A 26,460-nucleotide genomic window follows, 5' to 3' on the forward strand; every position below is an offset into this window, starting at 1 on the left:
TGGGTTGGCGTCATATAGGGATCCTATAAAATATAGTTTTATCAAAGAGTTAAAATCGAATTCATCTCGAAGAAAATCACCTCAAAAACATTTGCATGTGCAAGCATATTGACAGCAATACGAGCGTCCCGTAGATTTCAGATGCTTGCACGTGCAAGCAAATTCTCGATTGTTGGCACCATAGATCTCAATCGATTACCGGGAACAAGGGGAGATGAGCATGCCCATCACAATCTATACCGACTATGTCTGCCCTTACTGCCTGCTGGCAGAGCACGTCATTGAGGATGTCATCGAGGGGCTGGACGTCGATATCCATTGGCGGCCCTACGAACTGCGGCCGGAGCCGGTGCCGACCCTTCGTATAGAGGACCCCTATCTTCCAACGGTCTGGAAACAATCGGTATACCCGATGGCCGAGCGTCTCGGCGTGCCGATCAAACTGCCCTCACTGTCGCCCCAGCCACGCACTGACAAGGCGTTCGAGGTCTTCGCCATGGCCGATGAGCAAGGGCTTGGACACGCGTTCTCGATGCGTGTCCTGCAAGCATTCTTCCAGGAAGAAAAGGATATCGGCCACGCAGAAACACTGGCCGACCTGGGCGCCGAGGTAGGTCTCGAGCGCAAGGCCGTTCTCCAGGCGCTGGCTGACGGTACTTATCGTGAGCAGCATCGGGAAGCCCTTCGCCACGCGCGCGAGGACATGGCGATCACCTCTGTCCCCACCATAGTGGTCGGCGAGCAGATCTTCCGTGGCATTCCCTCTCCGGGTGAACTGCGCCGGGCTGTCGACCGGATCTCCACTCCCGCCCATGCCACGGAAGTGGCAGTTAACCCACACTAGCCCCAGCAAACAGGGGCGGCTCTCACTTCGCTTCAGGAGCATTCATCATGATCAGTTGGGTTTATCTTGGTATCGCTGTGCTGTTTGAAATTGCTGTCGCCTTTTCGGCCGGCAACGCTCAGGGCTTTACCCGTCTGTGGTGGACCATCGCTACCCTCGTCAGCGGCGCCATTGCAACTTTCTTCCTCAGCCTTGCCCTGCTCGAGTTCGATGTGGGCGTGGGCTATTCCATCTGGACCTCGGTGGCTGGCGTGGGAATCGTCGTGATTGGCGCCGTGTTCTTCCAAGAGCGTCTCAACCCGAGAAAGCTATCCGGCATTGCCATGGTGATAGGCGGCGTCATCGGGCTTCGGCTCAGTGGGGCGGCCTGAGGCCAAGCGCGAGACATAACCGTAATTACGACATCCACAGTACTACTGACTATTGAAGGAAAATGTCATGTCCAACACTGCTAGCAATCAAACCAGTACCAGTCGCGCCTGGGTCATGCTACTTCTCGCCGGCGCGTTCGAAATTGTCTATGCCCTCAGCGTCGCGGGAAGCCAAGCCTTCACCGTGCTGAGCTGGTCTATTTCCGCGATCGTGTTCTTCCTACTCACTCTGTACGCCTTGAGCGTGGCCCTGAAAACGATCGACGTCGGCATTGGCTACGCCGTATGGGCGGGAATCGGCGCAGTGGGCTCGGCCGTCTTCGGCAGCGTTCTGCTCGATCAATCCCTGACGCTGCCCCAAGCATTCTGGTTGGCCGTGATCATCGCCGGGGTTATCTGGTTGAAACTCGCCAGCAGCGAGAAGTTACAGCCGGAGAAATCAGAGTTAGTGGCTTCCTGAAGCTTAATGCCTATCTAGCAAAAGGGGGGCTTATTCTCGCTCACCCTATCGCTCGGACAAGCTCACCACTGGAGAAACCCATGGCGACTACTCCCCCGGACCACATCATTCGCCTCATGGAAGATGTTGTCGCGTACTCCACGGAGCATGTCCGTGGCGGCGGCATCCCGTTCGCGGCCTATGTTATCGACGACAAAGGAAATGTGCTGGGTCGTGGGGTCAACCGTGTTTTTGAGCGCCATGACCCTACCGCTCATGCAGAGGTCGAGGCCATCCGTGATGCATGTAGGAGTAAGGGTGTCACTAACCTACGCGGCTCCACATTGCTGGCCTCGGGAGAACCCTGCGCCATGTGCTACCTCAACGCACTGTTCTCAGGGATCGACGAGGTGATCTACGCCGTCGACCGGGATAGTGCCGCCGAGGCCGGTTTCGATTACCGCAGCACGTATCAGGTGCTGGCCGGTTTTCCCGATCGCTGGTCCATGAAGGTTCGCAAGTACGCCACGACTCAGGCTACCGAGCCGTTCAATCTCTGGAGACAAAAAAGAACCTCGCGGTGAACACTCCTTAGGACAACGTCTAGACCAACCCATTATCAGCGGTAGCAGCAGATTTTCGATGACTGCCATTGGCCTGACGCCCGAACACCGAGGCAAGCGACGATGACGGGAGTGATAGACTGCCCCTTTGTTCGACTTGCGAGGCTTCGATGGACGCCACCGGTACTCCCCCTCTCTCCGTCAGCGATCTCAACCGCCAGGCCCGCCAGATGCTGGAGCGCGGCTTCGGCGACTGCTGGGTCGAGGGCGAGATTTCGGGTCTGGCGCGGCCCGCGTCCGGGCATATCTACTTCAGCCTGAAAGACGCCAAGGCCCAGCTCAAGTGCGCGTTCTTCCGCAACCGGGCGAGCTTGTCGCGCACGCCGCTGAAGGATGGCGACCGGATCAAGGTTCGCGGCCGCGTGTCGATCTTCGAGCCGCGTGGCGACTACCAGTTAATCGTCGATGCCGTGCAGCCCAGCGGCGAAGGCGAACTGATGGCGGCTTACGAACGGCTCAAGCGCCAGTTGAGCGCCGAGGGCATGTTCGCCAACGCGCGACCGCTGCCCTACCCACCCCGCCATCTGGCCCTGATCACCTCGCCCACCGGCGCCGCCATTCGCGATGTGCTGGCGGTGCTGCAGGCGCGCTGGCCGATGGTGCGCGTCAGCGTGCTCCCGTCGCCGGTGCAGGGGCGCGAGGCACCGCCGGCGCTGATCCGTGCGCTCGCGCTGGTCAACCGCCAGGCGCGGCGGGACGCCGAGACGCCGGTCGCGGCGCGGGCACCAGGTGCCCCTGAGCCGTTCGACGCCGTGCTGATCACCCGCGGCGGCGGCAGCCTGGAAGACCTGTGGGCGTTCAACGACGAACACTTGGTCCGGGCGATCCACCACTCGGCGCTACCGGTGATGGCCGCTATCGGCCACGAGGTCGACACGACCCTGGCCGAGTTTGCTGCCGATGTGCGGGCGCCGACCCCCTCCGCCGCCGCCGAACGGCTGGTGCCGGATCGCCGCGATCTCGAGGCGACGCTGAGTCAGCAGCGGAGAAGGCTCCTTCAGGCGTGGCGCGGGCGCTTCAATGCCGAATCCCAGCGCCTCGATCATCTACGCGCCCGGCTGCGCCATCCCGGTGAACGCCTCGCCCAGCAGCGCCAGCATCTGGCGGGGCTGGATCGTCGCCTGCAACTGGCGATGCAGCAGCGTCTGCAGCGGGATCGTCAGCGGCTCGAGACCGCCACCCGGCGCTTCGCGCGCCACGACCCGAGCCGTACCTTGCGCCAATCGCGGGAGCGTGTGGACCAGCTACGCCAGCGACTGGAGAGCGCTCAGCAGCGTCAGTTGCAACGGGAACGCCATCGGCTCGAAGGGGTCGCACGGGAGCTCAACGCGGTCAGCCCGCTGGCCGTGCTGGGACGGGGCTACTCGATCCTGCAGAATGACGACGGCCAGGTCGTGCGTGCCGCCAGCCAGACCCAGCCGGGCCAGACGCTCACCGCCCGCCTCGGCGAGGGGCGCCTGAAGCTGGAGGTGAAGCGGCGGCTGAAGCACTGAGCCATTCGCGGCCGCTAAGCGAGCCGCTCTTCGGGATCCCCCGGCTGCACCAGATGGATTCGCGTCCCGCCCTCGCCTTGACCCAGCCCAGGTTTGAGCCGCTGATCGGTATCGTAGTGCCCGCCGTTCTGGCACCGATAGGCGATCGGCGCGTCGCTGAACAACCCCGTCAGGCGCTGCTCGAGATCCGTCGCTACCTGCTGCCAGCCGGCATCGTCCAGGCGGTCGCTCGAATAGACCGGAAAAGGCGGCATGACCGCCAGCCCGGGATAGAACAGCGTGCCGTGCTGGATCGGCCACAGAATCTCCTCCAGGCTGCCATTGACGCCGCGATCGCTGTAGTGGCGCGCGCGCCCGCCGATCGGCACCATCAGCATTGCGCGACGACCGGCCAGCACGCCTTCACCGTAACGATCGCCCCAACGTTCCCCACCGTGTTCACCGACCCCGTAGGCAAAGCCGAAAGCGAACACCCGGTCGACCCAACCCTTGAGAATCGCGGGCATGCCGAACCACCACAGCGGGAAGCTGAACAGCACCGCATCGGCCCACAAGAGCTTCTGTTGCTCGGCGGCGATATCGAGCGTCTGGGTGTCGGAGGCATAGGCGTGGCGGGATTCGGCGATATAGCTCAGGCGCTCCGGATCGACGGTGTCGGTGAAATCCTCGCGATCGGCGATCGCCTTCCACCCCATGGCGTAGAGATCCGAGACCTGGACCTCGTGCCCCTGTGCCTGCAGGAACTCCACCGCCAGGTCCTTCAGCGCGCTGGTCAGCGACTGGGGCTCGGGGTGGGCGTGGACGATCAGAATATGGCTCATGGTCCGGTTCCTCGTTGTAGAAACGATCGGGGAAATGTTCGGGTTCGGCCCCTGATCTTGAGGCGCCATCTGGTATTGTAGAAATCCAATATTTTATGGATTGGTATCAATTTAATGGATATCGAACGGCTGGATCTGAATCTGCTGGTGACCCTCGACACCTTGCTGGTAGAGCGCAATGTGAGTCGCGCCGCCAAGCGGCTGCATCTCAGCCAGCCGGCGATCTCCACTCGCCTGACCCGGCTGCGCGAGCTGCTGGGCGACCCGCTGCTGCTGCCCGCCCAGCGCGGCATGATCCCCACCCAGCGCGCGCTCGAACTCCAGGCGCCACTGCACGCCGCCATCGAGGGCGTGCGCCAGGTCGTCGCCACCGGCAGCCCGTTCGAACCGGCCACGGCCCAGGCCACGGTCGCCATCGCTGCCAGCGACTATGTGCAGTATTCGGTCCTGATGCCGTTGGCGCTGGCCCTTAGCCGGGAGGCGCCGGGGCTCAGGATCGCCTGGCGGACGATAGATACCGGGAATCTGGATGCGCAGATGGCGCGTGGAGAAGTCGACCTGGCCTTGACCACCCCCGGGACGGCACCGGACAACCTGCGCATGCGCACGCTCTACCGCGAGGCGTACGTCGCCATCATGCGCCCGGACCACCCTGCCTTGTCGGAACCGCTCGATCTCGACACCTTTTGCCGACTGGATCACGTCATCGTCTCGCCGGAGGGCGGCGGCTTTCACGGCCCCGTGGACGATGCCCTGGCCGCCGTCGGCCGGTCCCGCCGCGTGGCATTGTCGGCGCCGGGATTCCTGGTGGTGCCGGAGATCGTTGCGCGCAGCGACATGATCGCGCTGGTCCCCACCCGGGTCGCCGGGGACCGCGTCGGCCGGGTCCGGCTGCTGGCTCCGCCGCTATCCGTTCCCGGCTTCGACATGGCCATGGTCTGGCACGAGCGCACCACCACCCACCCGCTGCACCGATGGCTGCGCCAGCGGATCGGCGAACTGGCTTCGGATGCGCGGGAGGATGGCGGGGAGATACCGGTACCTGCACCAACCCTCACCTGAGCCGGCGCCGTCTGGAAAATCGACGATCAATAGTCAGGCAAAACCGGCGACAGATCGTCAGGATTGACGATCTGGACAGTGCCACGGCATGACGGACGCGCGCATATCGCAAGTCAAAACGGACCGGGCTGGTGTACCAGTTCAAGCGGGGCAGATGAGTAGTGTGACCAGACTGGCTGGTGGACGCCGAATGGGTGAGCGCAGGCGGCTTTCCAGTCACGGCGTGGGGCGGTGAAATGAAAAACCCGATTCGGCAGGGTCATGCCGAATCGGGTGATCGCCCATCGAGGGGGTCGTGTCAGTTGGCCGGCTGCTTCGCCTTGGCGAGTTCGGAGCGCCGGCCGGCGGAGATCAGCCAGCCTGCTCCGGCATCGCGCTCGGCTTGAAGCTGCCGGGGTCGAGGTCGTGGCGCGCGAGCAGCTTGTAGAAGTCGGTGCGGTTACGTCCGGCGATGCGTGCCGCCTGGGTGACGTTGCCTTCGGTGATCTTGAGCACCTTGATCAGGTAGCCACGCTCGAAGCCGGCGCGCGCCTCGCTGAACGAGGGCAGCGCGTTCTCCTCGGCGGCCAGCGCCTGGGAGACCAGCGCTTCCGGAATCATCGGCGTGCTGGTCAGCGCCACGCACTGCTCGACCACGTTGACGAGCTGGCGCACGTTGCCCGGCCAGCCGCTGGAGGCGAGCAGGTTGAGCGCCTCGGGCGAGAAACCCTTGACGAACGGCTTATGTCGCGCGGAAACCTGCGCCACCATGTGCTTGGCCAGCAGCGGGATGTCCTCGGCGCGATCGCGCAGCGGGGGCAGCTTGAGATTGACCACGTTGAGGCGGTAGTAGAGATCCTCGCGGAAATCGCCCTCGTGCATGGCGCGGTCGAGATCGCGGTGAGTGGCGGAGATGATTCGCACGTCGATCGGGAACGACTTGGTGCTGCCCAGCGGACGGACCTGACGCTCCTGAAGCACGCGCAGCAGCTTGACCTGCAGCGGCAACGGCATGTCGCCGATCTCGTCGAGGAACAGCGTGCCGCCGTCGGCGGCCAGGAACAGCCCCTCGTGCTGGCTGACCGCGCCGGTGAAGGCGCCCCGGGCGTGACCGAACAGCTCGCTCTCCAGCAGTTGCTCCGGTAGCGCGCCGCAGTTGATCGCCACGAACGGCTTATCGGCGCGGGGGCTGGCCTGGTGCATCGCGTTGGCCAGCAGCTCCTTGCCGCTGCCGCTGGGTCCGGTCAGCAGCACGCTGACGTCGGAGGCGGCGACCATGTAGGCCTGTTCGAGAATACGCTCCATCTGCGGGCTGCGGGTGATGATCTGGGATCGCCACGCCTCGCCACCTTCGCCGCGGGTGGTCGGCGTCTGCTTGAGCGCCTCGTCGATCGCCTCGAACAGCTCGTCGCGGTCGACCGGCTTGGTCAGGAAACTGAACACACCCTGGCGCGTGGCGCTGACGGCATCCGGAATCGAGCCATGGGCGGTGAGGATGATCACCGGCATCCCCGGCATGCGACGCTGCAACTCATGGAACAGGGCCAGGCCGTCCATCTCGTCCATGCGAAGATCGGATAGCACCAGGTCCGGCGAGGTCTCTTCGACATGCGTCAGCGCTTCGCGACCGCTCTCGGCGGTGGTCACGCGGAACCCGCGGCTTTCCAGACGCATCCCGAGCAGCTTCAGCAGGCTGGTATCGTCGTCGACCAGCAGAATGTGAGCCGTGGTATCGCTCTTGCCGGGCTGCATGGCCGGCGTACGTACCGGGCGGGGCTTCTGAGCTTCTGTATTCAATGACATGGGATTGGCACCTCCTGCCACCGCTTGTACCTTATCGCTGCCGATCAGGCTGTGTCACGTTCGTTGTGACGCGGTCGCGCGCGCCGAGATATGGCCTGGCATCGCGCGGATGGCTTGGTTTTACGTGAGTGTTGTCGCGCGCAGCTTGCGCATCGTTAGTCGCGGGCGTTGATCGTCCGCTCGATATCGGTCAACGCTTCGAGCTTGTCCGACATCTCCTTGAGCTGTTGCTTCAGCTTCTCGTTTTCCTGCTTCAGTGCCCGCGTATCATTGCCTCCCGCCCGCTGACTCCCGTTCGTGCCTCGCGAGGCGTAGAGTTGCCGACGCTCCTCGAGTTCGTTAAGCCATTGCTGCAGCAGGGGCTGCAAGCGGGCGGGTGCCGAACCGATCGAGGCCTTGTAGAAATTCGAGGCCTGGGCCCATTGAGCGGGGCCATCCCAGGAGAGCACCACGGCTCGTACGGCCTTCTGGTCCGTGCGGCTGCGACCGACCCGCTCCAGCACCTCTTCACGCCACTCGTCATCGCCCCGCTGCGCTTCCAGCCCGAACGCGACCCAGGAATCGACCAGGCAGACATTGTCGGCGTAGGTGGGGATGTCGCCACAGCCATACTGCTTGGGTTCGCTGGACAATGACTGGCAACCCACCAGCGCCAGCATGCCGAACAGGGCGAGCGTCGTTCTTATCTGACTGACCATGTCTCTTTCCTTGCCTCACCGCCCGGAAACGTATCGTCCGGCGCGGCCTCATTATCGTGTTGCGCGCCACGTACCGAAGCGCTGGCCCACGGCAGCGTGAGCCGGAAGCAGACGGGCAACTCGGTATCATCCACCAGCGCCAGCTGTCCGTGCTGCAATCGGGCACAGTCCGCGGCGACCGAGAGTCCGATGCCGGAGCCCTTGAGCGGCCCCTTGCGACGCGCACTGCCCTGATAGAACGCTTCGAAAAGGTGCTCGCGATCCGACTCGGCAATTGGCTCCCCGCTGTTGGCGACATCCAGTGCCAGCCAGTCGCGCTGATGGGTGGCGCGAATCACCAGTTCGCCACCGTCGCTGCCATAGGCGATGGCGTTGGAGATCAGGTTGTCCAGCACCCGGGCCGTGCGCTCCCGGTCCGCCTGCCAGGTCAGCGGATGATGCGGACTCCTGACCTGCATGCCCTTGTTGTCGAGTGCCAGGCGGTGCTTGGAGAGAACCTCCTGGATGACCGTCGCGACATCGAACTGGGTGACCTTCATTCGGCGACTGTTCTGCAGCAGATTGTAATCCAGGAGCTGCTCGATCAAGGTCTGCAGCTCCAGGCCATTTTCGTCGATCAGCCGCACGACCTCGCTCTGGCGCTCGTTGAGCTCCCCGGCCACGCCGTCGGACAACAGTGACGTGCCCTCGCGAACGCTGGCCAGCGGCGTTTTCAGCTCGTGCGACATATGGCGCAGGAACTGCTGCTTCTGCGCTTCGAGTTCGGACAACCGACCCGACAGCCAGGTCAGCCGCTCGCCCAACTGGACCAGCTCGGCGGGCCCCTGGATGCGGGTGGGCGTGTCGCTGTGATCGCCACTGCCGAGACCGAAGATCCGGCGCTCGAGCTGACGGATCGGGCGCGTGATCAGCCAGGTGAAGAACAGCATCAGCATCAGGCTGGCGGAAACCAGGGCCGCGGTCTGCATCCACAGCCGGGCCTTCACCGCATCGGCCTGTTCGCGGATATCGGCGATGCGCGCGTCGATCAGGTCGTTGGTGGCATCCCTCACCGCGTCTGACTCCGCGGCAAATCCCGAGAACCGCTGCAGGAACTCGCCCATGTCATCGTCGACCGACGACGGCGGGAGCACGCGGAGTTGCCGGAAGCGCTCGACCAGCGACTGGAAGTCGGGATTGTCGCGCATCAGCGGCTCGTGCTGTTGGAGCAGCTCACCGAACTGCCGGGCCTTCTGGTTGTAGATATCGCGCAGGCCCTCCTCTTCGATCACCGCATACTGGCGGGCGCTGCGCTCCATCTGCAGCGCCAGCGAGCTCAGCATGCGGGCGCGGCGAGTCTCCTCGACGGCCTGCCGAGCGCTCTGGTCGGCCAGGCTCGAGAGCTGCGACAACGCCTGCCCGGCCTGGAACATCAGCACGGCTATCGGCAGCATGACGACGACGAAGGCCAGCAGTACTAGTTGCAGAAGCGAGCGAGGCCGCCAACGTCGGGAGAGCTCGGTGGTCATGAGATTCGCTCTGTGCAGGATACCCATTGGGGTCATGGATCGTTCCGCAAGGATAACATCTTTGTTGAAAGCCCATTCAGGTCGAACCGTTGAGCGCGAATCCGCACTTCAGCCGCCGGTCGACAGTGCCGGTGCCGATCGTTGGCGGGAAATCCACTCAAAAAAAGAGGGCCGGCAGAGCCGGCCCAAGGTACGCAGGGAACTGAAGGGTCGAGAACGACCTTGAAACACTGCCTGAATCAGCTATTCGAGATCGCTCCCGTGGCCCGAAGGCCTCGAAGCCAGTATTCGACTGAGCCATTCAGGGGCTACCGAATACCGGGGCGGCGAACCGCCTGCTTCGTCTTCGAGCCGGTCGCCGGATTATGATCCGGCAGCCGGCTGCAATGGGTCCCCTCTCACGAGGGGGAAGGCATCCTTGCCGGGGCATCCTTGCCCAAGTGGTGCATCTCCTTGCCCGATGGGCCGCACCCGTCTCATCGCAACCTAAGTCACACATCGCGTGGAGCGGACGCTGACGAATCCTGAAGGCCCTGCACAGGGTAGTCGAGGCACCTGACAGGATTCGGCGAGCCGAGTCCGAAGACATCGTCTCGTCGCTCTCGACCTAGTTATTGCGATAGACGTGCCAATATTTTAAAAATCAAACAATATCAATAACTTGAAAAATAACACTTTCCATCTTCCGGGCCGCCAGTTGCCGATTGCCGCGGAGGGCCGAAAAAAAGGGTCGAAAACGTCGGCTTTGACCGACGCTTTTCGACCCTATTTCTCATATTCCAAAAAAATCAAAGACTTGACGCGTCTCCGATTGGAGACACCATGATGGCAAACCGGCCGGTTCAGGTGTCGCTTTACAGCGACTTGAGCAGCACCTTGGAGCGTCGGGCCTGATCGTAGGTCCCGCGCTTGAGGTCCGGCAGCGCTTCCGGCGTGGCGAGCGAGAAGCCGCGCTCCACGAACCAGTGGGTGGTATGGGTGGTCAGGGCGAACAACTGGGTGAACCCTCGGCGACGCGCGCGGCGCTCTATCTCGGTCAGCAACGTTTCCCCTCGGGTTCCCCGGCGATAATCGGTATGCACGGCCAGACAGGCGAGTTCCCCCATCTTCGCTTCAGCGTAGCCATGCAGCGCCGCACAGCCGATCGCCATGCCGTCGCGGTCGATCACCACGTAATCCTCGATCTCGTGTTCGAGCCGCTCGCGGGTCCGAGCCACCAGCATGCCACTCGCCTCGAGCGGCTTGAGCAGGGCCAGCAGGCCACCGACGTCATCCAGCACGGCCTGGCGCAGCAGCTCGTAGCGATTCTGGGTGATCATGGTGCCGACGCCATCGCGGGTGAACAGCTCGCCGAGCAGGGCGTCATGATCGCGCCACGAGAGCAGGTGGGTACGGCCAACGCCGTGGCGGGCCGCGCCGCAGGCGGCACTGAGGTGGCGGGAGAGTTCGCTGCCGGGGCTGGCCCGTTCGCGCAGGATATCGGCCTCGTCGGGGGTCAACTGGCGCTGCAACTGGCCGTCGTCGTCGTGCAGTCCGGCCGACTCGCCGAGCAGGATCAGCTTGTCGGCCTTGAGCGAGACCGCCACGTGCTGGGCGATCTCCGAGGCATCGAGGTCGAAGACCTCTCCCGTACGGGAGTAGCCCAGGGGAGGCAGGATCACCAGGTTGCCGCCGGCGAGCAGGCTCTCGATGGCCTCGCTGCGGACCCGACGCACTTCCCCGCTGTGGTCGAAATCCACGCCGCCGCGCACGCCCAGCGGCTTGGCCGAGACCAGGTTGCCGGAAACCGCCGTCAGCTCCACGCCGTGCAACGGTGTGTTGGGCAGACCCAGGGAGAGCTGGGCCTCCAGCTCGAGTCGGTGGACCGCCGCGATCCGCTCGACATGATCCATGATCTCGCGATCGGCCACCCAGCGTCCGTCGACGTGAACCGGCTCGATCTCGGCACGCTCGAGAGCGGCGGCGACCTGGGGCCGAATGCCGTAGACGAGCACCACCCTCACGCCCAGGGTGTGCACCAGTGCCAGATCCTGCAGCAACTGCCCCCGCCACGACGACGCCATCGCCTCGCCCTCCACCAGAATGACGAAGGTCTTGCCACGGTGGGCGTTGACGTAGGGCGATGAGTGGCGAAACCAGTCGACGAAGGGAAAACGCGAGTCCAAGGGGTTGACGCTCCGGCAGTGAGACAGGGCTCTGACGAGTCTGCGCCAACTATACCAGAGCGTCTCCGGGCCGGTAGACCGGCCCGTCGCTTACGGGGCGTTGCGGCGCAGCGTGAGCTGTCAGCCGAACATGCCCTTGAACATGAAGAAGAAGGCGATGGAGAGTAGCGCGCCAGCCGGCAGGGTGATCAGCCAGGAGAGCACGATCGAGCCGAGCACGCGCAGATTGAGTGCCGCCATGCCGCGCGCCAGCCCCACCCCGAGTACCGCGCCGACCAGCGTGTGCGTGGTCGAGATCGGCAAGCCGGTCCCGGAGGCCAGCACGACGGTGGAAGCGGCGGAGAGCGTCGCCGCGAAACCGCGACTCGGGGTCAGCTCGGTGATCCCGGTGCCGACGGTGGCGATGACCTTGTGGCCATAGGTCACGAGTCCGACCACGATCCCGCCGCCGCCGAGCACCAGGACCCACCACGGCATGGTGGCCGAGCCGGTCACGCTGCCGCTGTTCTCGACCACGCTGATGACCGCCGCCAGCGGGCCGACCGCATTGGCGACGTCGTTCGAACCGTGCGCGAAGGCCATGGCGCAGGCGGTGAACATCATCAACACGCCGAAGATGCGCTCCACGCTGGAGAAGTCGTAGTTGCTGCGAGCCCGCCGATCGCCGCGATTGATGCGGTTTTCCAGCAGCAGGCCGAACATCATGATGACGACGCCGAACGCCACCGCCAGCAGCAGGCTCTCGCCGAAGGTCAGGTGCAGGCCGACGTGGGAGAGCCCCTTGACCAGGGTCACCATCGAGACGATGAAACCGACCAGGAAGATATACCCCGGCACGTAGCGCTTGGCTGCCGCGAACGGATCGGGGTTGTCGAAGATCAGCACCTGCACGGAACGGAACAGCATGAAGGCGAACACCCCCGCGATCAGCGGCGAGGTGATCCAGCTGAGCGCGATCGTTCCCACCGACCCCCAGTTGACCGACTGGACCCCGAGCCCGGCCACCGCGAACCCGACGATGGCGCCGACGATGGAGTGGGTGGTGGAGACCGGCCAGCCCTTCATTGATGCGATCATCAACCACGATCCGGCCGCCAGCAGCGACGCCAGCATGCCGTAGATCAGCATCTGGGGATCACTCTCCAGCAGGCCGGGGTCGATGATGCCCTTGCGGATCGTCTCGGTGACCTGCCCCCCGGCCAGCCAGGCGCCGAGGAATTCGAAGATCACCGCGATGATGATCGCCTGCTTGATGGTGATCGCCTTGGAGCCGACCGAGGTTCCCATGGCATTGGCGACATCATTGGCACCAACCCCCCATGCCATGAAGAAACCAAAGACACAGGCGAGAATGATGAAGACATCACCGTATTGCGCAATGATGGACATAGGCTTTGTTCGCTTGAGTGGCGTGACGAAGGCGTAGAATGACGAAGACCCGCGTTCAGCGGGCCGTCAGTATCTGCAGGCGGCTACCCACGCGCTCGGCGCGGTCGGATAACTCACCGATCCATTCGATGATTTTATAGAGGAAGATCACATCGACCGGTGGCAGCTCCGCCTCGAGCTGGAACAGCTGGCGGCGGATCGCGACCTGTTGGTCGTCGGCCTGGTGCTCGAGATCGTGCAGCTCCCTGATCAGTTCGTGCATCACGTCGGAGACATTGCGACCGAAGCCAGACTCGAGCAGGTCCTCGAGTTCTTCCAGTGCCTTGCGCGCCTGGTCGACGGTATCCACGGCGGTCCGCAGGTAGTCGCGCATCGGCTCCGCCAGCGGCTCGGGAATGCTCATGTTGCGACCGAGCATGATGCCGGTGATATCTCGGGCCTTGTTGGCGATCTTGTCCTGAACGCTGATCAGCTCCAGCAGATCGGAACGCGATACCGGCAGAAACATGGTGTTGGGCAGATTGAGGCGCAGTTGCGTCTTGAGCTCGTCCGCTTCGTGTTCGAGCCGGGTGATCGCCTCGCGATACTTGCGAGCTTCTTCCCAGTCGCCCCCCAGTGCGGCATCGAAGAAAGGCAGCAACTGGCCGGCGCATTCGCTGGTCTTGACGATGTGAGCCAGGAGCGGTTGGAACGGCGATCGTCCAAACAGCGCCGAGAACGGATTGGTACTCACCATAACGTGGCCTGGATGCGTTGGAAGTGGCGGCGCCAGTATAATGATTGCGTCCGGATGCGTCATGAAAAATTCATGTTCCGCCTCGGCCCGGCCTCGGAGCGAGCGATCCCACCACCGCTCCCGGTCGGGAGACTTCAGACCGGCAACCCATGACCGGCCACCATCAGGAAGCTGCATGAGCGAAGAGATCGAACTCAAACTGGCGCTATCATCCGAGGGCCCCGCCCTGCTGATCGAGCATCCGCTGCTCCGCACGTTGACCTCCCGCACGGTCTCGCTGGGCAACCAGTACTACGACACCGCCGAATCGGCCCTGCGGTCGCGACGCGTCGCCCTTCGCGTCAGGCGCCAGGGCGAGCGGCGCCTGCAGACGCTCAAGAGCGCCGCAGAGAGTCATGGCGGCCTGTCGAGTCGCGGCGAATGGGAGTGGTCGCTGGATGGGGTCGAGTGCAATGCCGCCGGCCTCGACGTGCAGGGACTTCGCGCACTGGAGCACCCCGCCCTTTCCGGGCTGGCGCTGGAGACGCTTCGCCCGGTCTTCACGACCGACTTCGAGCGCCGACTCTGGCACTACCGGGATGACGAGGGTGAGATCGAGATCGCCCTCGACCAGGGCACCATTGATGTCGGTGCCGCCACCCTGCCGATCCGCGAGCTCGAACTCGAGCTCAAGCGTGGGGATCCCGCATGCCTGTGGACGCTGGCCAACGCCTTGTGCGCGCCAGCCGATGCCTCCGCAGCGCCCCTGCCGGCACGCCCGGCCAATCACAGCAAGGCCAGCAGAGCCTCCTGTCTTGCCAGTCGCTGGCCGGAGCCGACAAACCCGGACCCCCCCTCGGTGGATTCGCTGATCGACGCCATCGATAGCTGGCAGGACAGCCAGGACCGCGCCTGGCTCACCAATGCCGAAGCCCAGTGCGAGCGACTGATCGAGCGCTGGGCCATCGACGACGACGCCTCGTGCCGGCAGGCCGGCGAGCGAATCCTGGCGGATCTGCGTGACGGAAACGTTCCCTGGCGAAGCCGGGACTGGCTGGCCCTTCGACAACTGGCCGCACAAGCGTCGGACCAGTAGCTGCCGGAAGACCTGAAGCTGGCGCCGGGCCTGCTGGAGCCGGGCCCGATCCAGAAGCGTCGCTCAGGGCGCGGGGAGCGATGTCCCGCGAGCCCGCGACACGGGAGACAGGCCGGCCAGGTAAGGTTTGGGCGGCCGAAAGTCCTGCACCAGGCGGTCCAGCGGCAGCGGCCGGGAATAGATGTAGCCCTGGATGTCGGTAGCGCCCCAGTCGTGCAGGATCTCCAGGGTCTCCCGCTCCTCGACACCCTCGACGACGATGCCGTAGTCGAGACGCTGGCAGAGAGCGACCACCGCCGACAGCACGTGGCGCTTACGGGGCAACGAGGCGACGTTCATCACCAGTTCCCGATCGATCTTGACCGTATCCATGGGCATCGAGGTCAGCTGGGCCAGCGAAGAGTAGCCGCTGCCGAAATCGTCGAGGGCGACGCGGATGCCGGCCTCCCGAATCCGATCCAGGCTGCGGAACGCCTTGATGGGGTCGCTGAGCACCGAGGTTTCGGTCACCTCGATCTGCAGCCGGGTAAGGGGCACCCCGTGGCGCCTCGATGCCGCGATCATGTCATCGAGCAACCCCGGATCCATCAACTGACGGGTGGACAGGTTCACGCTCAGCAGGAAATCACCGCCGAAACGCTCGCGCACGATGTCGTCCCGCAGCAGCGGCAGTGCCTGCTCCATCAGCATCTCCCATAGCGGCGCGATCAGCCCGGAGCGCTCCGCGACCTCGATGAAACTCACCGGCGCCACGATGCCCTCCGTCGGATCGTGCAGCCGCATCAAGGCCTCGAAGCCGCGGACCTCCCCCGTCGATGAATCGACGATCGGCTGCACGAAGCAGCGCACGCCGTTCGTCGCCAATGCCCCGCGGATCAACTGTTCCGCACGGCTGCTCTGGCGCTCCCACTGGCGTAGCGACTCGCTGTAGTAGCGTCGCGAACCGACGTCGGAAAGGCGCGCGTTGGCCAGCGCCAGGCGGGACTGATGACGCCACTCGTCCACGCTAACCGGTTCGGCTGGATCGAGCACGGCCACCCCGCTGACATGCGACAGCCAGACCTGCTGCCCGTCGATCTCCACCGGCTGCGCAAGCAACGCCTCGAGCGGTTCGAGGGCTTCGTCCAGTCGCGCAACCTCGTCGGTCTCGAACACCATGGCGAAGGTATGCTCCGGTAGCGCGATCAATGCCACTCTCGGTGGCAACTGCTGGCGCATTCGCTGGACCAGCCTGCGCAGGGCACCGATGGCATCGTCGACGGCGATACCGTCGAACAACGACGCCACGTTGAGCAGCTGGAATTTGACCAGCGCCAGCGGTGGCAGCGGAGAGCGCAACAGAGACTCCTGCAGGAGCAGTTCGAGATAGGCACCGTTGGGCAGCAGCGTCATCGGATCGCCGAGCCGCTGCTCCGTGGTATCGGTCTGGGTGCCGGCCATGCGGATGGCCACCCCGCGCTCGTTGCGCTGGCACAGGCCTCGGCACAACACCATCCGCCAGGCGCCGCGCGCGTCGCGGATGCGATATTCGACGGTCACCGAGGCGGTCAGGCCGTCGAGATGCTGATAGAGCGACCGCTGCACGTCGGCGCGGTCGTCTTCGTGGATGAGCCCCAGCCAGTCGTCGAGTCCACGCCGTCCTTCGTCGTGCGGCAACCCCAGCATGCTCGACCACCGTTGAGAGAGCATGAGCTGGCCGCTATCGATATCCCACTCCCAGACCCCGTCGTTGGTCGCCGTCAGCACCAGGTTCAGGCGCTGGGTTCGCTCCTGCACCCGGCTTTCCAGCTCATCGCGGGACGCCTTGAGGTCGCGGATCGTGCGACGCACCGAATCGAGCACGAAATTGTTGAGTTGCGCCATCTTCTGCAGCGCGATCTCATCGCTGTCGGTGTGGACGTGAAACTCGAACTGGCCATCGACCGCCTGACACAGCTGGTTGCTGAGGGAGTCGATCTCCGCGATCAGATCCCGCTCGCGCGCTTCGGCGCCGGTCAAGGATGCTTCACTCATGGCACCGGCGCCTCCCCGAAGGTCATCTCGAAACGGCAACCGTCATCGCCCCGATGTCGACACCGGGTCTCCACGATGGTGCCGGTTTGCGCATACTCCTCGAGAATTCGCGCAAACAGCGCGTGATAGAGCGAGCAGAGCCCGTTGCCCGAGCGATACTCCACCACCAGACGCGACGGTGCCTGCTCGACGATACGAAACTTGTCGCTGACCCGGCCCCGGAGTTCGGGATCGCGAATGCCGGCACCGAGCGAGGCATGGATGGCAGGCTGACGGGTCAGGAAGGCTTGCGCCGACTCTGCCATCGAGAAGAACATGGGATAGTGTCGACGTGTCCACTTGACGAACAGGTCCGCATACAGCGCCATCAACGCCTCATGGTCGAGTTGCAGGTAATCGCCAGCGGCCGCGAAGAAAGCCAGCGTATCGGCATCGTCGTAATCGACGTCGATCCGCCGCCCCAACGAGACCAGGCCGGCCTGGGCGGCGATGGAGTCGACGACCGAGGGGCCGTAGCGGGTTTCGATATGGTCGATGAGGACGCGCTGAATCAATCCGATCATGGCAAGACCACTCTGGAGTCTGTTACCGCTCCGACATCGGTCAGCGGCGTCAGGCGACTTGGTCGCTTTCCGCAGGATGCAGGCGATGGCCGCCGGCGTTCTCGAAGTATCATTAGCATTATCGGCGGCCGAATCACGAAGTTGAGCGCCGTCTACATCCATTATCGAGCGCACTCGACGCGCCACCTATCACCAGGGACAGGAACTGACTTGATGCAATCGGGCGATTCACTGCTACGCAAGCGGCTGTTTCAAATCATCTTCGAATCGGACACACCGCAAGCGAAGGCTTTCGACATCGTTCTGATCACGCTGATCCTGGTGAGCGTGGGAACCGTCTTTCTCGATAGCGTGCCGGGTCTGCATGCACGCTACGGGAGAATCTTCTATTTCATCGAGTGGGGATTCACCCTGATCTTCACGCTGGAGCTGGTGCTCAGGCTCTACTGCCTCGACCGCCCACTGCGCTACCTGCGCAGCTTCTACGGGGTGCTGGACCTGCTCGCCATACTCCCGACCTGGCTCGCCCTGTTCATACCCGGCGCGCAATCGCTGCTGGTGGTCAGGGTGCTGCGGGTGCTGCGCGTGTTCCGGGTCCTGCGACTGATGGAGTTCGTCGGCGAGGGTCGCATGCTGGTGGAGGCGCTGCAGCGCAGCCAGCGCAAGATCCTGCTGTTCCTGACGACCATATTGCTGATCATCACCATCTTCGGCGCGTTGATCTACATGATCGAGCCGCCGGAGGCCGGTTTCACCAGCATGCCGAGGGCCATGTACTGGGCGATCGTCACGCTGACCACCGTCGGATACGGTGATATCGCGCCGGTGACGCCACTGGGGCAGTTCATCTCTGCCGTCATGATGATTCTCGGCTATTCGATCATCGCCGTCCCCACCGGAGTCTTCTCCGCCGAGGTGATTCGATCGATCCAGCGCGAGCGCTACTCCGAGGAAGCCTGCCCGGGCTGCGGTCACGAGGGACACGAACGCGGGTCCAAGTACTGCCGTTTCTGCGGCACCTGGCTCGACGAAGAGACCGAGGATCCCCATGCGCCCTCCGCCGAAACTGCCGACACGGCGCCGGAATCTCCCGAGGCGGACGCGAAAGGCGATTGAGGCCTTGGTGACCATGACGTTAACTTTTGTCATCAAACTGTGACGCAAACCCGACAGACTCCCACGATGCCGCGTCAGGCTGTTCGTCATCATCGGGAGTTGTCATGCAATCGCTTCGTCCTACGCTCCGCAGCGGCCTCGTGGCCATGCTGCTGCTGTTCGCGCTGCTGATGTCGGTCATCGGCGGCGGCAGCTATCTCGCCATGAAACAGGCGCGAAACGCCTTCGATTCGGTCTACACCCTCAATGTGGTGCAGCTCGGGATGGCGCGCGAACTCTATGCCGAGCTGCTGCAGACCCGAGTCCTGCTGGACAGCTATCAGACCGATTACAACCGCCTGCGCGTCAAGCCCGCCAAGCAGACCTGGGCCCAGGCCCAGGCCACCCTCGCGAGCGCGAAGCAGCGCCTCGCGGAGATGCCCCCGGCAGCCCCCGACTCGCCGGGCAGCAATCTCGCCGATCGCTTCCAGGCGCTGATCGACGACGGCATCCAGCCCGGCTTCGATACGCTGAAGGCGTGGAATGTCTCGGCCTACCAAGCCAGCGTGAAGCAGGCCAACGACCTGACCGCCGCGGTGGATGCCAGCCTTGCCAGCCTGTCCGCCACCGCCAAAGCCAATGCGGTGGCGGGAGCGGCCGCCATGAAGCGCGACGTGCATCTCCTGCAGGTGGGGCTGACTGCGGCGGCCGTGGTCACGCTGGCGTTGATCCTGTTCGCCTTCTTCATGTTCCAGCGCCATCTGCTGCGCCCGCTGGGCGACGTGAGGCGACACTGCGCCGACATCGCCCAGGGCGACCTCAGCCGGCGCCTGTCGACCCGAGGCGTGAGGGAGATGCGGCTGCTCAAGTCCGGCGTGGATGCGATGCAGGTCGCGCTGCTGGAGCTGGTCTCGCAACTGCAGCGGGAGAGCCGGGCGGTGCGAGGTGATGCCCAGGAGTTGACCGAAGCCAGCCACACGCTGAACGACCAGAGCCGGCAACAAGCCCAGGCGCTCCAGCAGACGACCGCCAGCATGGAGGAGATCACCGCTACCGTCTCGCACACGGCAGACCATGCCGACCAGGGCCAGGCGCTGTCGGAGGAGAACCGACGCCGGATCGATACCAGCGGCGACCAGGTCTCGACGGCCGTCACCGAGATCGAGGCGGCCCGGGCCCGCTCCGAGGCATCACTGGAAGTGATCGGAATGATCGACTCGCTGACCTTCCAGACCAACCTGCTGGCGCTCAATGCATCGGTCGAGGCGGCCCGGGCCGGGGCGCAGGGTCGCGGGTTCGCCGTGGTGGCCGAAGAGGTTCGCAGCCTGTCGGCGCGCTCCGCCGAAGCCGCCAGGACCATCCGGGCCCAGATCGAGGGGACGCACCTCCAGGTCAAGAAAGGCGCCCAGGTATTGACCCAGGCCAAGGAGACGATGGCCACCGCCGTGCAGTCCAGCCAGCAGCTCGGCCAGTTGCTGGAGGGTATCGCGCTGTCATGCCGTCAGCAGCGCGACGGCATTCATCAGATCGATCAGGCGATCAACGCCATCGACATCGCCACCCAGCGCAACGTCGCGCTGGCGGAACGCACGCTCAGGGCCACCCAGGAACTGGACGCCCGAGCTCAGCGCCAGCAGGAGCACTGCAATCGGTTCAAGCTGGAGGCGCCAGTGGCGGAACTCGATGCCGAGAAGCCGGCGAGCACCGAGCCGGATAGCATGGGTCTGGCCGATGATCGGCCTCGCCTCCTCGTGAAACGGCACCAAGAGGCGCAGGAGGCGCTGCCGGTTTGAGAGCGCTCCCGGCTCCCTCCCGGGCGGCGCCATGCGCCGATATCATGGGAGGGTATTTGTGAGACATCACGCCGAGCTAGGCTAGGCAGCGCAGGGCCAGCGGCGAAGTACGCATTTCAGCGAAGTCGCCACCTGCTGCCAGCCGATCCATGATGCCTCAAGGGGATACGCCGCCACGTTTCGGCCTGCCCTGCCATGCTTCCCGGCCACCGTGCCACCAGCTCAGAAGGACGTTTCAATGAACGAGACCAACAACACGATCGACACGAACGGCACCCGGCGCCGACTCTCGTGGGTGGTGACGACCGGCTTGATGCTGGGTATCGCCTCGACCTCCCAGGCCGCTGCCGCCGATGATGCCTGTGCCCCAGAGGCCTATGCGATGGCCCTTCGCTACCAGCAGCAGTCGGCCGAGGTCGACGCCCTGCAGCGACAGAGCTACGCCCTGGCCACGGCGAGACTGCAGCAGAAGATCGCCGCTCACCCCGAAGCGGACAACCTGGCGATCATGACCGACCTGGACGAGACCGTCATCGACAACTCGGCGCTCCTGGTTCGCGACATGCAGGCCTGTCACGACTTTACCGGCTGGGATACCTGGAAGGTATGGGAGCGCGAGGGCCACCCACGGTTGATCCCCGGTGCGCGCAAGTTCCTGAATTACGCCGATTCCCAGGGCGTGACGATTTTCTATGTCTCCGACCGCTACGAGGAGAACAAGGCGTCGACGCTCGCGACACTACGCTCGCTGCACCTACCTCAGGTCAGTGACGCCCAGGTACGGTTGCTGGGCCCCTCGAAGGGAGAGCGGCGCGCCGCCATCGAGCGCGATCACGATCTGGTCCTGCAACTGGGCGATTCGCTGGCCGACTTCTCCAGCGATTTCCATCACGCCGACCTGAAGGATCAGCACCGGCTGGTAGCCGAGGACGATGCCCGTTTCGGCGATGACTGGATCATGTTCCCCAACGCCAGCTACGGCAGCTGGAGCGACGCCGATCTCGAGGCCTGGGCGGCGCCCCTGAAGACGCGCTAGCGCGGGAGGCGGGACGCCGCACGTCCCGCACTTGATGGCGGCCAGCCCGCCGGTGGCTTCGCTCAGCGGAAGGGGGCAGGATCTCCACGCCCTTCCCGTACGACCACGGGGGGAATCTCGCGCAGATCGACCACCGTGGTCGGCTCCAGCTGGCAGGCGCCGCCGTCGATGATCAGGTCCAGGTGGGCGCCGAGCCGCTCGCGAATCTCTTCCGGATCGGTCATCGGCCATGTCTCTCCCACCGGGATCAAGGTCACACTCATCAGCGGCTCGCCCAGGGCGTCGAGCAGCGCATGGGTGATCTTGTGATCCGGCACGCGCACGCCGATCGACCGGCGCTTGGGGTGCAGCAGCAATCTCGGCACTTCGCTGGTGGCGCTGAGGATGAAGGTGTAGGCGCCGGGGGTATGCGACTTGAGCAGCCGGAAGACGCTGTTGTCGACCTTGGCATAAGTGCCGATCTCCGAGAGATCGGAGCAGACCAGGGTGAAGTTGTGACGGTCGTCGAGCTGGCGTAGCCACTTGATCTTCTCGATCGCTTTCTTCTCGCCCAACCGGCAACCCAGGGCATAGCCCGAATCGGTGGGATAGGCGATCACGCCGCCCTGGCGAAGGATCTCGATGGCCTGGTCGATCAGGCGCTTCTGCGGGTTCTGCGAATGAATCTGGAAGAATTGGGTCATCTCACGCTCTCCTGGAACCGCTGTCGAAATCTGCCGAACCCGAATGCTGCGGCCGTTAGCGGGAGTGCCGCTGTCTTCGGGGCCGTTACTGCTTCACAGGGTAACAGACGCGGCGCTACTCGCCGCCGGCAAAGCGTCGCAACGCCGGGTGACACCAGACCGGCCTGACATGGGAGCGCGGCGGGGGGCTGATCGTCCCCGGCGCCAGGGGGCCTCCCGGATAATGGAAGTCACTGCCGACAGATCCGTAGAGCCCGTGGAAATCGAGCTGGCGTGCCAGGTCGTGGGTCGTGTCCGGATTCTGATAGCCGCTGACCAGTTCCGCCGCTTCGCCACCGGCATCGATGAAGGCCGAGAACATCAGGTCGCGCTTGCGCCGGGTCATGCCGTAGCGCAGCGGATGCGCGACGACGGCGACCCCGCCGGCATCGCGAATCCACCCGACGACCGTGGCCAGTTCGGGCCAGTGCATCTTGACGTCCCCCCGCTTGCCGGCGCCCAGGTAACGCTTGAACGCCGTCTTGACATCAGGGACCACGCCGGCGGCAACCAGCGCCGCCGCGAAATCCGGCCGCCCCAGTGGGCGCTCACTTCCCGCTTCCTGGCGTGCCTTGGCGAGACCATCGGCGAGGCCGACCTTCTCCAGGCGATAAGCGATCTCGCGAGCTCGCCTGTCGCGGGCGAGTCCCAGCGTCTTCAATCCCTCCCCCAGTACCGGGGAGACCCCCTCGGGCAGAAGCGCCACGATATGCAGGGCGATACCGCGCCATTGGCAGGAGAGTTCGGCCGCCGCCAGCAGGGAGAGACCGTGAAGCCGGCATCGGGCATCCGCTTCCTCGACGCCGTCGACGGTGTCGTGGTCGGTCAGGGCGACATGGGTCAAGCCACGCGCATGACACAGGTCCACCAGCGAGGCGGGCGAGAGCTTGCCATCGGAAGCCGTGGAATGCAGATGCAGGTCGATTCCTTGGATACTCTCCAGCGTATCGGACAGCACGGACGAGCTGGCCTCGGGATCATCGGTGGGAAAAGCGCTCATGGGCATGACGCCAGCCAGCGTCTTTGTCAGAATAGGTCGACTATGGTGAGGGCCGCGGCGAACGGGGTCAATCGTCCACGCCACCACCACCCGCCGGAGGCCCAGCCCGTATGAAACTGCTGTTCGATTTTCTGCCCATCGCCATCTTCTTCGCCGTCTATCATGTCAGCGGCGATATCATCATGGCGACGATGGTGCTCATTCCCGCTACCGTCGCGCAACTGGGCATCGTCTGGTGGCGCCAGCGCCGCATCGAGAAGATGCTGCTGATCACCTCGGTCATCGTGATCGTCTCGGCCACAGCGACCGTCGTCTTTCACAATCCGGCCTTCATTCAGTGGAAGCCCACCGTGATCAATGCGCTGTTCGGCGTCGCCTTTCTTCTCTCGCCGCTGTTCGGGGGTCAGACGCTGGTCCAACGGATGATGGGCAAGGCGGTATCGCTGCCGGCGGCCGTCTGGCGGCGCCTCAACCTGGCGTGGGTGCTGTTCTTCTTCGCCATGGCCGCACTCAACGTCTATGTCTTCAGCTATTACGATGAGGCGACCTGGGTCGACTTCAAGCTGTTCGGCATGCTGGGACTGACCCTGCTGTTCGTGGTCGGCCAGGCCCTGTTTCTGGCCCGTCATCTCTCGCAATCACAATCGAAGGAAGGCTCCTGATGCTTTACGCCATTATCAGTGAAGATGTCGACGACAGTCTGGACAAGCGGCTCGCGGCTCGCCCCGAGCACCTGAAACGTCTGGAAGCGCTGAAAGAGGAAGGCCGACTCGTGCTTGCCGGCCCCCACCCCGCCGTCGACAGCGACGATCCGGGTAGTGCCGGCTTCAGCGGTAGCCTGATCGTGGCCGAGTTCGATTCGCTCGAGGCCGCACAGCGCTGGGCGGACACCGACCCGTACGTCGCTGCCGGTGTCTACGCCCAGGTCCGGGTCAAGCCGTTCAAACGGGTCTTTCCGTAACCCGGCCTCCTGCGGCGGACCGGTTATCCACAACCGCTGGCGTGGCGGTTTTGCACACCTGCTGTGGATAACGCTGTTAAGATCCCGCGGACGTCTTTCTCCGCTCCCGATAAGCCGCCGCCTGGCGAAAAGTGTTCAATTTTCATACAACGCGCCATCGACCCCTGCCCGAGGGGTCGTTCGATGATCCCCAGACGTGGAAACCATGAACGGCAAGCCGGTCACTTCTCATCGCCAGGCCATACGACATGCCGAGCTCGACTGGCGGGCCGACGACGGCGACGTCGAAGCGCCGTTCTCGACCGCTTACGATGATGTCTATTTCTCGCGCCAGGATGGCCGCGAGGAGACGCGTTTCGTCTTCATCGACAACAACGACCTGCCGCAGCGGTTGGCGGCCTGGCGCGAGCGACGCCCGTTCACGATCGGCGAGACGGGCTTCGGCACCGGGCTCAACATGGTGTGTGCCTGGACCTGTTTCGACGAACACGCCCCCGCCGATGCAAGACTGCACCTGATCTCGACCGAAAAGCACCCGCTCACCCGCGAGGCGCTGGCACGCGCCTGGCGCAGTTGGCCGCAGCTGTCGCGTCAGGCCGCTGCCCTGCTCGAGCAGTGGCCACCGGCGGTGGCGGGTGTCCATCGCCTGCAGTTGGACGCCCGCGTCATTCTGGATCTGCACTTCGGCGATGCGGCCGATTGCCTCGACCGCCTGGACGGACAGGTGGACGCCTGGTTTCTCGACGGCTTCGCGCCTTCGAAGAATCCCGACATGTGGCGACCCGAACTGTTCACGGCCATGGCCACCGCCAGTCGGCCGGGCGCCACCTTCGCCACCTTCACCTGCGCCGGTTTCGTACGCCGCGGCCTTAGCGCGGCGGGCTTTCGCTGGCGCAAGGTGCCGGGATTCGGTCGCAAGCGCGAGATGCTGCGGGGCGAGCATGATCCCGCCGCCCCGAGCGCGCCTCGGAGTTCCTCGGCCAGAGCGGCCACTCCCTGGTTCCAGCCACCGCCGCCCAGACCGGCGGACCATGTGGCGGTGATCGGCGCCGGCATCGCGGGTACCAGCGTCGCGGCGGCACTGGCGCGCCGGGGCAGCCAGGTGACCCTGATCGACCGCGAGGGCATCGCGGCAGGCGCTTCCGGCAATCCCCAGGCCGCGCTCTACGTCAAGATGGCCATCGAGCCCAACCTCCAGAGCCGGTTCTATCTCGCAGCGCTGCTCTACACGCAGCGCTGGCTGGCGCGTCTCGATCCGGGGCGCCGCTGGTGGTCGGATTGCGGACTGCTGCAACTGGCGGGAAAAGCCGGCGACATCGAACGCCAGCAACGCTTCCTGGCCCATTACCAGCTGCCGCTGGCCGTCGTTGCCGCCAGCGACCCTTCGCTGGCGACGACACTCGCCGGTGTGGCGCTTCACCAGCATGCGCTGCACTATCCACTGGCGGGCTGGGTCGACCCCGTCGCACTCTGCCACCATCTCGCCGCGACACCCGGGGTCGAGGTCCGTCAGGCCAGGCTCGATTCACTGCGGGAGACGGACGCCGGCTGGCGACTGGCGCTGGGGCAAGAGTCACTTCATGTCGATCAGGTCGTGTTCGCCACTGGTCATGCCAGCCGCCACTGGCTCGACGGACTGCCGATACAGCCGGTCCGGGGTCAGATATCCACGCTGGCGCTGGCACCGGGCCACGGCTCCGGGGAGGCAGCAGCGCTGGATCGCGTTCTCTGCGCCCAAGGCTATGTCATGCCGCCTCGCGAGGGACGGCTGACCTTCGGCGCGACCTTTTCGCCCAACGATGACGACGATACGGTGCGCAGCTCGGATCATCGATGCAACCTCGATGAATTGGCGCGCCTGGTCCCCGCGCTGGCGGAGTCGGTTGGGGATCGCTCTGCGGCGGCATGCGGCGGGCGTGCCAGCGTTCGCGCCGCCAGCCCGGACAAGACGCCCTACGCCGGGCCGCTGCCCGAATTCGATCGCTGGCGTCAGGACTACGCCGCCCTGGGCAAGGACGCCAAGCGTACGTTCAGCCAACCGGGCCGCCACTACCCGGGGCTATGGATGAGCACCGCACACGGCTCCCGGGGCATGGTCAGCGCGCCGCTGTGCGCCGAACTGATCGCCTCCAGGCTCCACGATGAACCGATGCCTCTGGAGCGCGAGCTGATCGATCATCTGCACCCCGGCCGGCGGATCATCGCCGATCTGATTCGAGGCCGCTGATCCGGGCGGCGGGCAGGCTACACTTGGCCTGAAAGAGGCCTGCC

At 64.6% G+C, this 26,460-nt stretch carries 24 protein-coding genes; 13 read left to right on the forward strand and 11 right to left on the reverse strand.

Annotated features, from left to right (window positions below):
- Positions 1–220 precede the first annotated feature (220 nt).
- The 5 genes from DOM45_RS06875 to xseA all read left to right on the forward strand — a co-directional run bounded on the left by DOM45_RS06875 (position 221) and on the right by xseA (position 3,770).
- Positions 221–844 (forward strand): DsbA family oxidoreductase, encoded by a 624-nt coding sequence (locus tag DOM45_RS06875; RefSeq protein WP_240612307.1) that lies wholly within the window; start codon positions 221–223, stop codon positions 842–844.
- A gap of 47 nt (positions 845–891) precedes the next feature.
- The gene (locus DOM45_RS06880) at positions 892–1,215 is read left to right on the forward strand and encodes a DMT family transporter (RefSeq protein WP_205909408.1); all 324 of its coding nucleotides are present in this window, start codon (positions 892–894) and stop codon (positions 1,213–1,215) included.
- Between the two features lie 67 nt (positions 1,216–1,282).
- Positions 1,283–1,675 (forward strand): DMT family transporter, encoded by a 393-nt coding sequence (locus DOM45_RS06885; RefSeq protein ID WP_110598819.1) that lies wholly within the window; start codon positions 1,283–1,285, stop codon positions 1,673–1,675.
- Positions 1,676–1,755: 80 nt separating this feature from the next.
- Positions 1,756–2,238 (forward strand): nucleoside deaminase, encoded by a 483-nt coding sequence (locus DOM45_RS06890; RefSeq protein ID WP_110598821.1) that lies wholly within the window; start codon positions 1,756–1,758, stop codon positions 2,236–2,238.
- A gap of 149 nt (positions 2,239–2,387) precedes the next feature.
- On the forward strand, positions 2,388–3,770 hold the full coding sequence (gene xseA, locus DOM45_RS06895) for an exodeoxyribonuclease VII large subunit (RefSeq protein WP_110598823.1): 1,383 nt from the start codon (positions 2,388–2,390) through the stop codon (positions 3,768–3,770).
- A gap of 14 nt (positions 3,771–3,784) precedes the next feature.
- On the opposite strand, the gene DOM45_RS06900 is transcribed toward xseA, so the two are convergent.
- Positions 3,785–4,591 (reverse strand): NAD(P)H-dependent oxidoreductase, encoded by an 807-nt coding sequence (locus DOM45_RS06900; RefSeq protein WP_110598825.1) that lies wholly within the window; start codon positions 4,589–4,591, stop codon positions 3,785–3,787.
- Between the two features lie 114 nt (positions 4,592–4,705).
- On the opposite strand from DOM45_RS06900, the gene DOM45_RS06905 reads away from it, so the two are divergent.
- The gene (locus tag DOM45_RS06905; RefSeq protein ID WP_110598827.1) at positions 4,706–5,653 is read left to right on the forward strand and encodes a LysR family transcriptional regulator; all 948 of its coding nucleotides are present in this window, start codon (positions 4,706–4,708) and stop codon (positions 5,651–5,653) included.
- A 351-nt stretch (positions 5,654–6,004) separates the two neighbouring features.
- On the opposite strand, the gene glrR is transcribed toward DOM45_RS06905, so the two are convergent.
- The 6 genes from glrR to DOM45_RS06935 all read right to left on the reverse strand — a co-directional run bounded on the left by glrR (position 6,005) and on the right by DOM45_RS06935 (position 13,931).
- Positions 6,005–7,384 carry a two-component system response regulator GlrR gene (gene glrR, locus DOM45_RS06910; RefSeq protein WP_110599029.1) on the reverse strand — a complete coding sequence of 460 codons (1,380 nt, stop codon included), beginning with the start codon at positions 7,382–7,384 and terminating at the stop codon, positions 6,005–6,007.
- A 206-nt stretch (positions 7,385–7,590) separates the two neighbouring features.
- Complete coding sequence (locus DOM45_RS06915) at positions 7,591–8,133, reverse strand: hypothetical protein (protein ID WP_110598829.1); 543 nt, start codon at positions 8,131–8,133, stop codon at positions 7,591–7,593.
- Positions 8,118–9,677 (reverse strand): sensor histidine kinase, encoded by a 1,560-nt coding sequence (locus DOM45_RS06920; RefSeq protein ID WP_240612308.1) that lies wholly within the window; start codon positions 9,675–9,677, stop codon positions 8,118–8,120. The genes DOM45_RS06915 and DOM45_RS06920 overlap by 16 nt, the downstream gene beginning before the upstream one ends.
- A gap of 818 nt (positions 9,678–10,495) precedes the next feature.
- Complete coding sequence (gene argA, locus DOM45_RS06925) at positions 10,496–11,806, reverse strand: amino-acid N-acetyltransferase (RefSeq protein ID WP_110598831.1); 1,311 nt, start codon at positions 11,804–11,806, stop codon at positions 10,496–10,498.
- Positions 11,807–11,926: 120 nt separating this feature from the next.
- Positions 11,927–13,195, reverse strand: coding sequence for an inorganic phosphate transporter (locus tag DOM45_RS06930; RefSeq protein ID WP_110598833.1), 1,269 nt, complete (start codon positions 13,193–13,195; stop codon positions 11,927–11,929).
- Between the two features lie 55 nt (positions 13,196–13,250).
- Positions 13,251–13,931, reverse strand: coding sequence for a TIGR00153 family protein (locus DOM45_RS06935; RefSeq protein WP_110598834.1), 681 nt, complete (start codon positions 13,929–13,931; stop codon positions 13,251–13,253).
- 175 nt (positions 13,932–14,106) lie between these two features.
- On the opposite strand from DOM45_RS06935, the gene DOM45_RS06940 reads away from it, so the two are divergent.
- Positions 14,107–15,006, forward strand: a complete 900-nt coding sequence (locus DOM45_RS06940) for a CYTH domain-containing protein (RefSeq protein ID WP_157958364.1) — start codon at positions 14,107–14,109, stop codon at positions 15,004–15,006.
- Between the two features lie 63 nt (positions 15,007–15,069).
- On the opposite strand, the gene DOM45_RS06945 is transcribed toward DOM45_RS06940, so the two are convergent.
- A complete protein-coding gene (locus DOM45_RS06945) occupies positions 15,070–17,019 on the reverse strand; it encodes an EAL domain-containing protein (protein WP_110598838.1) in 1,950 nt (649 codons plus the stop codon).
- A complete protein-coding gene (locus tag DOM45_RS06950) occupies positions 17,016–17,582 on the reverse strand; it encodes a heme NO-binding domain-containing protein (RefSeq protein WP_157958365.1) in 567 nt (188 codons plus the stop codon). The genes DOM45_RS06945 and DOM45_RS06950 overlap by 4 nt, the downstream gene beginning before the upstream one ends.
- A gap of 213 nt (positions 17,583–17,795) precedes the next feature.
- Between DOM45_RS06950 and DOM45_RS06955 the strand changes: the two genes are divergently transcribed.
- The 3 genes from DOM45_RS06955 (at position 17,796) to DOM45_RS06965 (ending at position 21,506) form a co-directional block, all read left to right on the forward strand.
- Positions 17,796–18,698, forward strand: a complete 903-nt coding sequence (locus DOM45_RS06955) for an ion transporter (protein ID WP_110598842.1) — start codon at positions 17,796–17,798, stop codon at positions 18,696–18,698.
- A gap of 104 nt (positions 18,699–18,802) precedes the next feature.
- Entirely contained in the window at positions 18,803–20,470 is a 1,668-nt protein-coding gene (locus DOM45_RS06960) for a methyl-accepting chemotaxis protein (RefSeq protein WP_110598844.1), read from the forward strand.
- A 238-nt stretch (positions 20,471–20,708) separates the two neighbouring features.
- Entirely contained in the window at positions 20,709–21,506 is a 798-nt protein-coding gene (locus DOM45_RS06965) for a 5'-nucleotidase, lipoprotein e(P4) family (protein ID WP_425353326.1), read from the forward strand.
- 62 nt (positions 21,507–21,568) lie between these two features.
- On the opposite strand, the gene DOM45_RS06970 is transcribed toward DOM45_RS06965, so the two are convergent.
- Positions 21,569–22,189 carry an L-threonylcarbamoyladenylate synthase gene (locus DOM45_RS06970; protein ID WP_110598846.1) on the reverse strand — a complete coding sequence of 207 codons (621 nt, stop codon included), beginning with the start codon at positions 22,187–22,189 and terminating at the stop codon, positions 21,569–21,571.
- Positions 22,190–22,304: 115 nt separating this feature from the next.
- A complete protein-coding gene (locus tag DOM45_RS06975) occupies positions 22,305–23,228 on the reverse strand; it encodes a PHP domain-containing protein (RefSeq protein WP_240612309.1) in 924 nt (307 codons plus the stop codon).
- A 110-nt stretch (positions 23,229–23,338) separates the two neighbouring features.
- On the opposite strand from DOM45_RS06975, the gene DOM45_RS06980 reads away from it, so the two are divergent.
- From DOM45_RS06980 to mnmC, 3 genes are all read left to right on the forward strand, one after another.
- Entirely contained in the window at positions 23,339–23,890 is a 552-nt protein-coding gene (locus tag DOM45_RS06980; protein WP_110598847.1) for a septation protein A, read from the forward strand.
- The gene (locus DOM45_RS06985; RefSeq protein ID WP_110598849.1) at positions 23,890–24,189 is read left to right on the forward strand and encodes a YciI family protein; all 300 of its coding nucleotides are present in this window, start codon (positions 23,890–23,892) and stop codon (positions 24,187–24,189) included. Before DOM45_RS06980 ends, DOM45_RS06985 begins: the two co-directional genes overlap by 1 nt.
- Before the next feature lie 205 nt (positions 24,190–24,394).
- Positions 24,395–26,416: a bifunctional tRNA (5-methylaminomethyl-2-thiouridine)(34)-methyltransferase MnmC2/FAD-dependent 5-carboxymethylaminomethyl-2-thiouridine(34) oxidoreductase MnmC1 gene (mnmC, locus tag DOM45_RS06990; protein WP_110598851.1), complete on the forward strand. Its 2,022-nt coding sequence runs from the start codon at positions 24,395–24,397 to the stop codon at positions 26,414–26,416.
- Positions 26,417–26,460 lie beyond the last annotated feature (44 nt).

Source organism: Salinicola lusitanus (genome assembly GCF_003206045.1).
GTDB lineage: Bacteria > Pseudomonadota > Gammaproteobacteria > Pseudomonadales > Halomonadaceae > Salinicola > Salinicola lusitanus.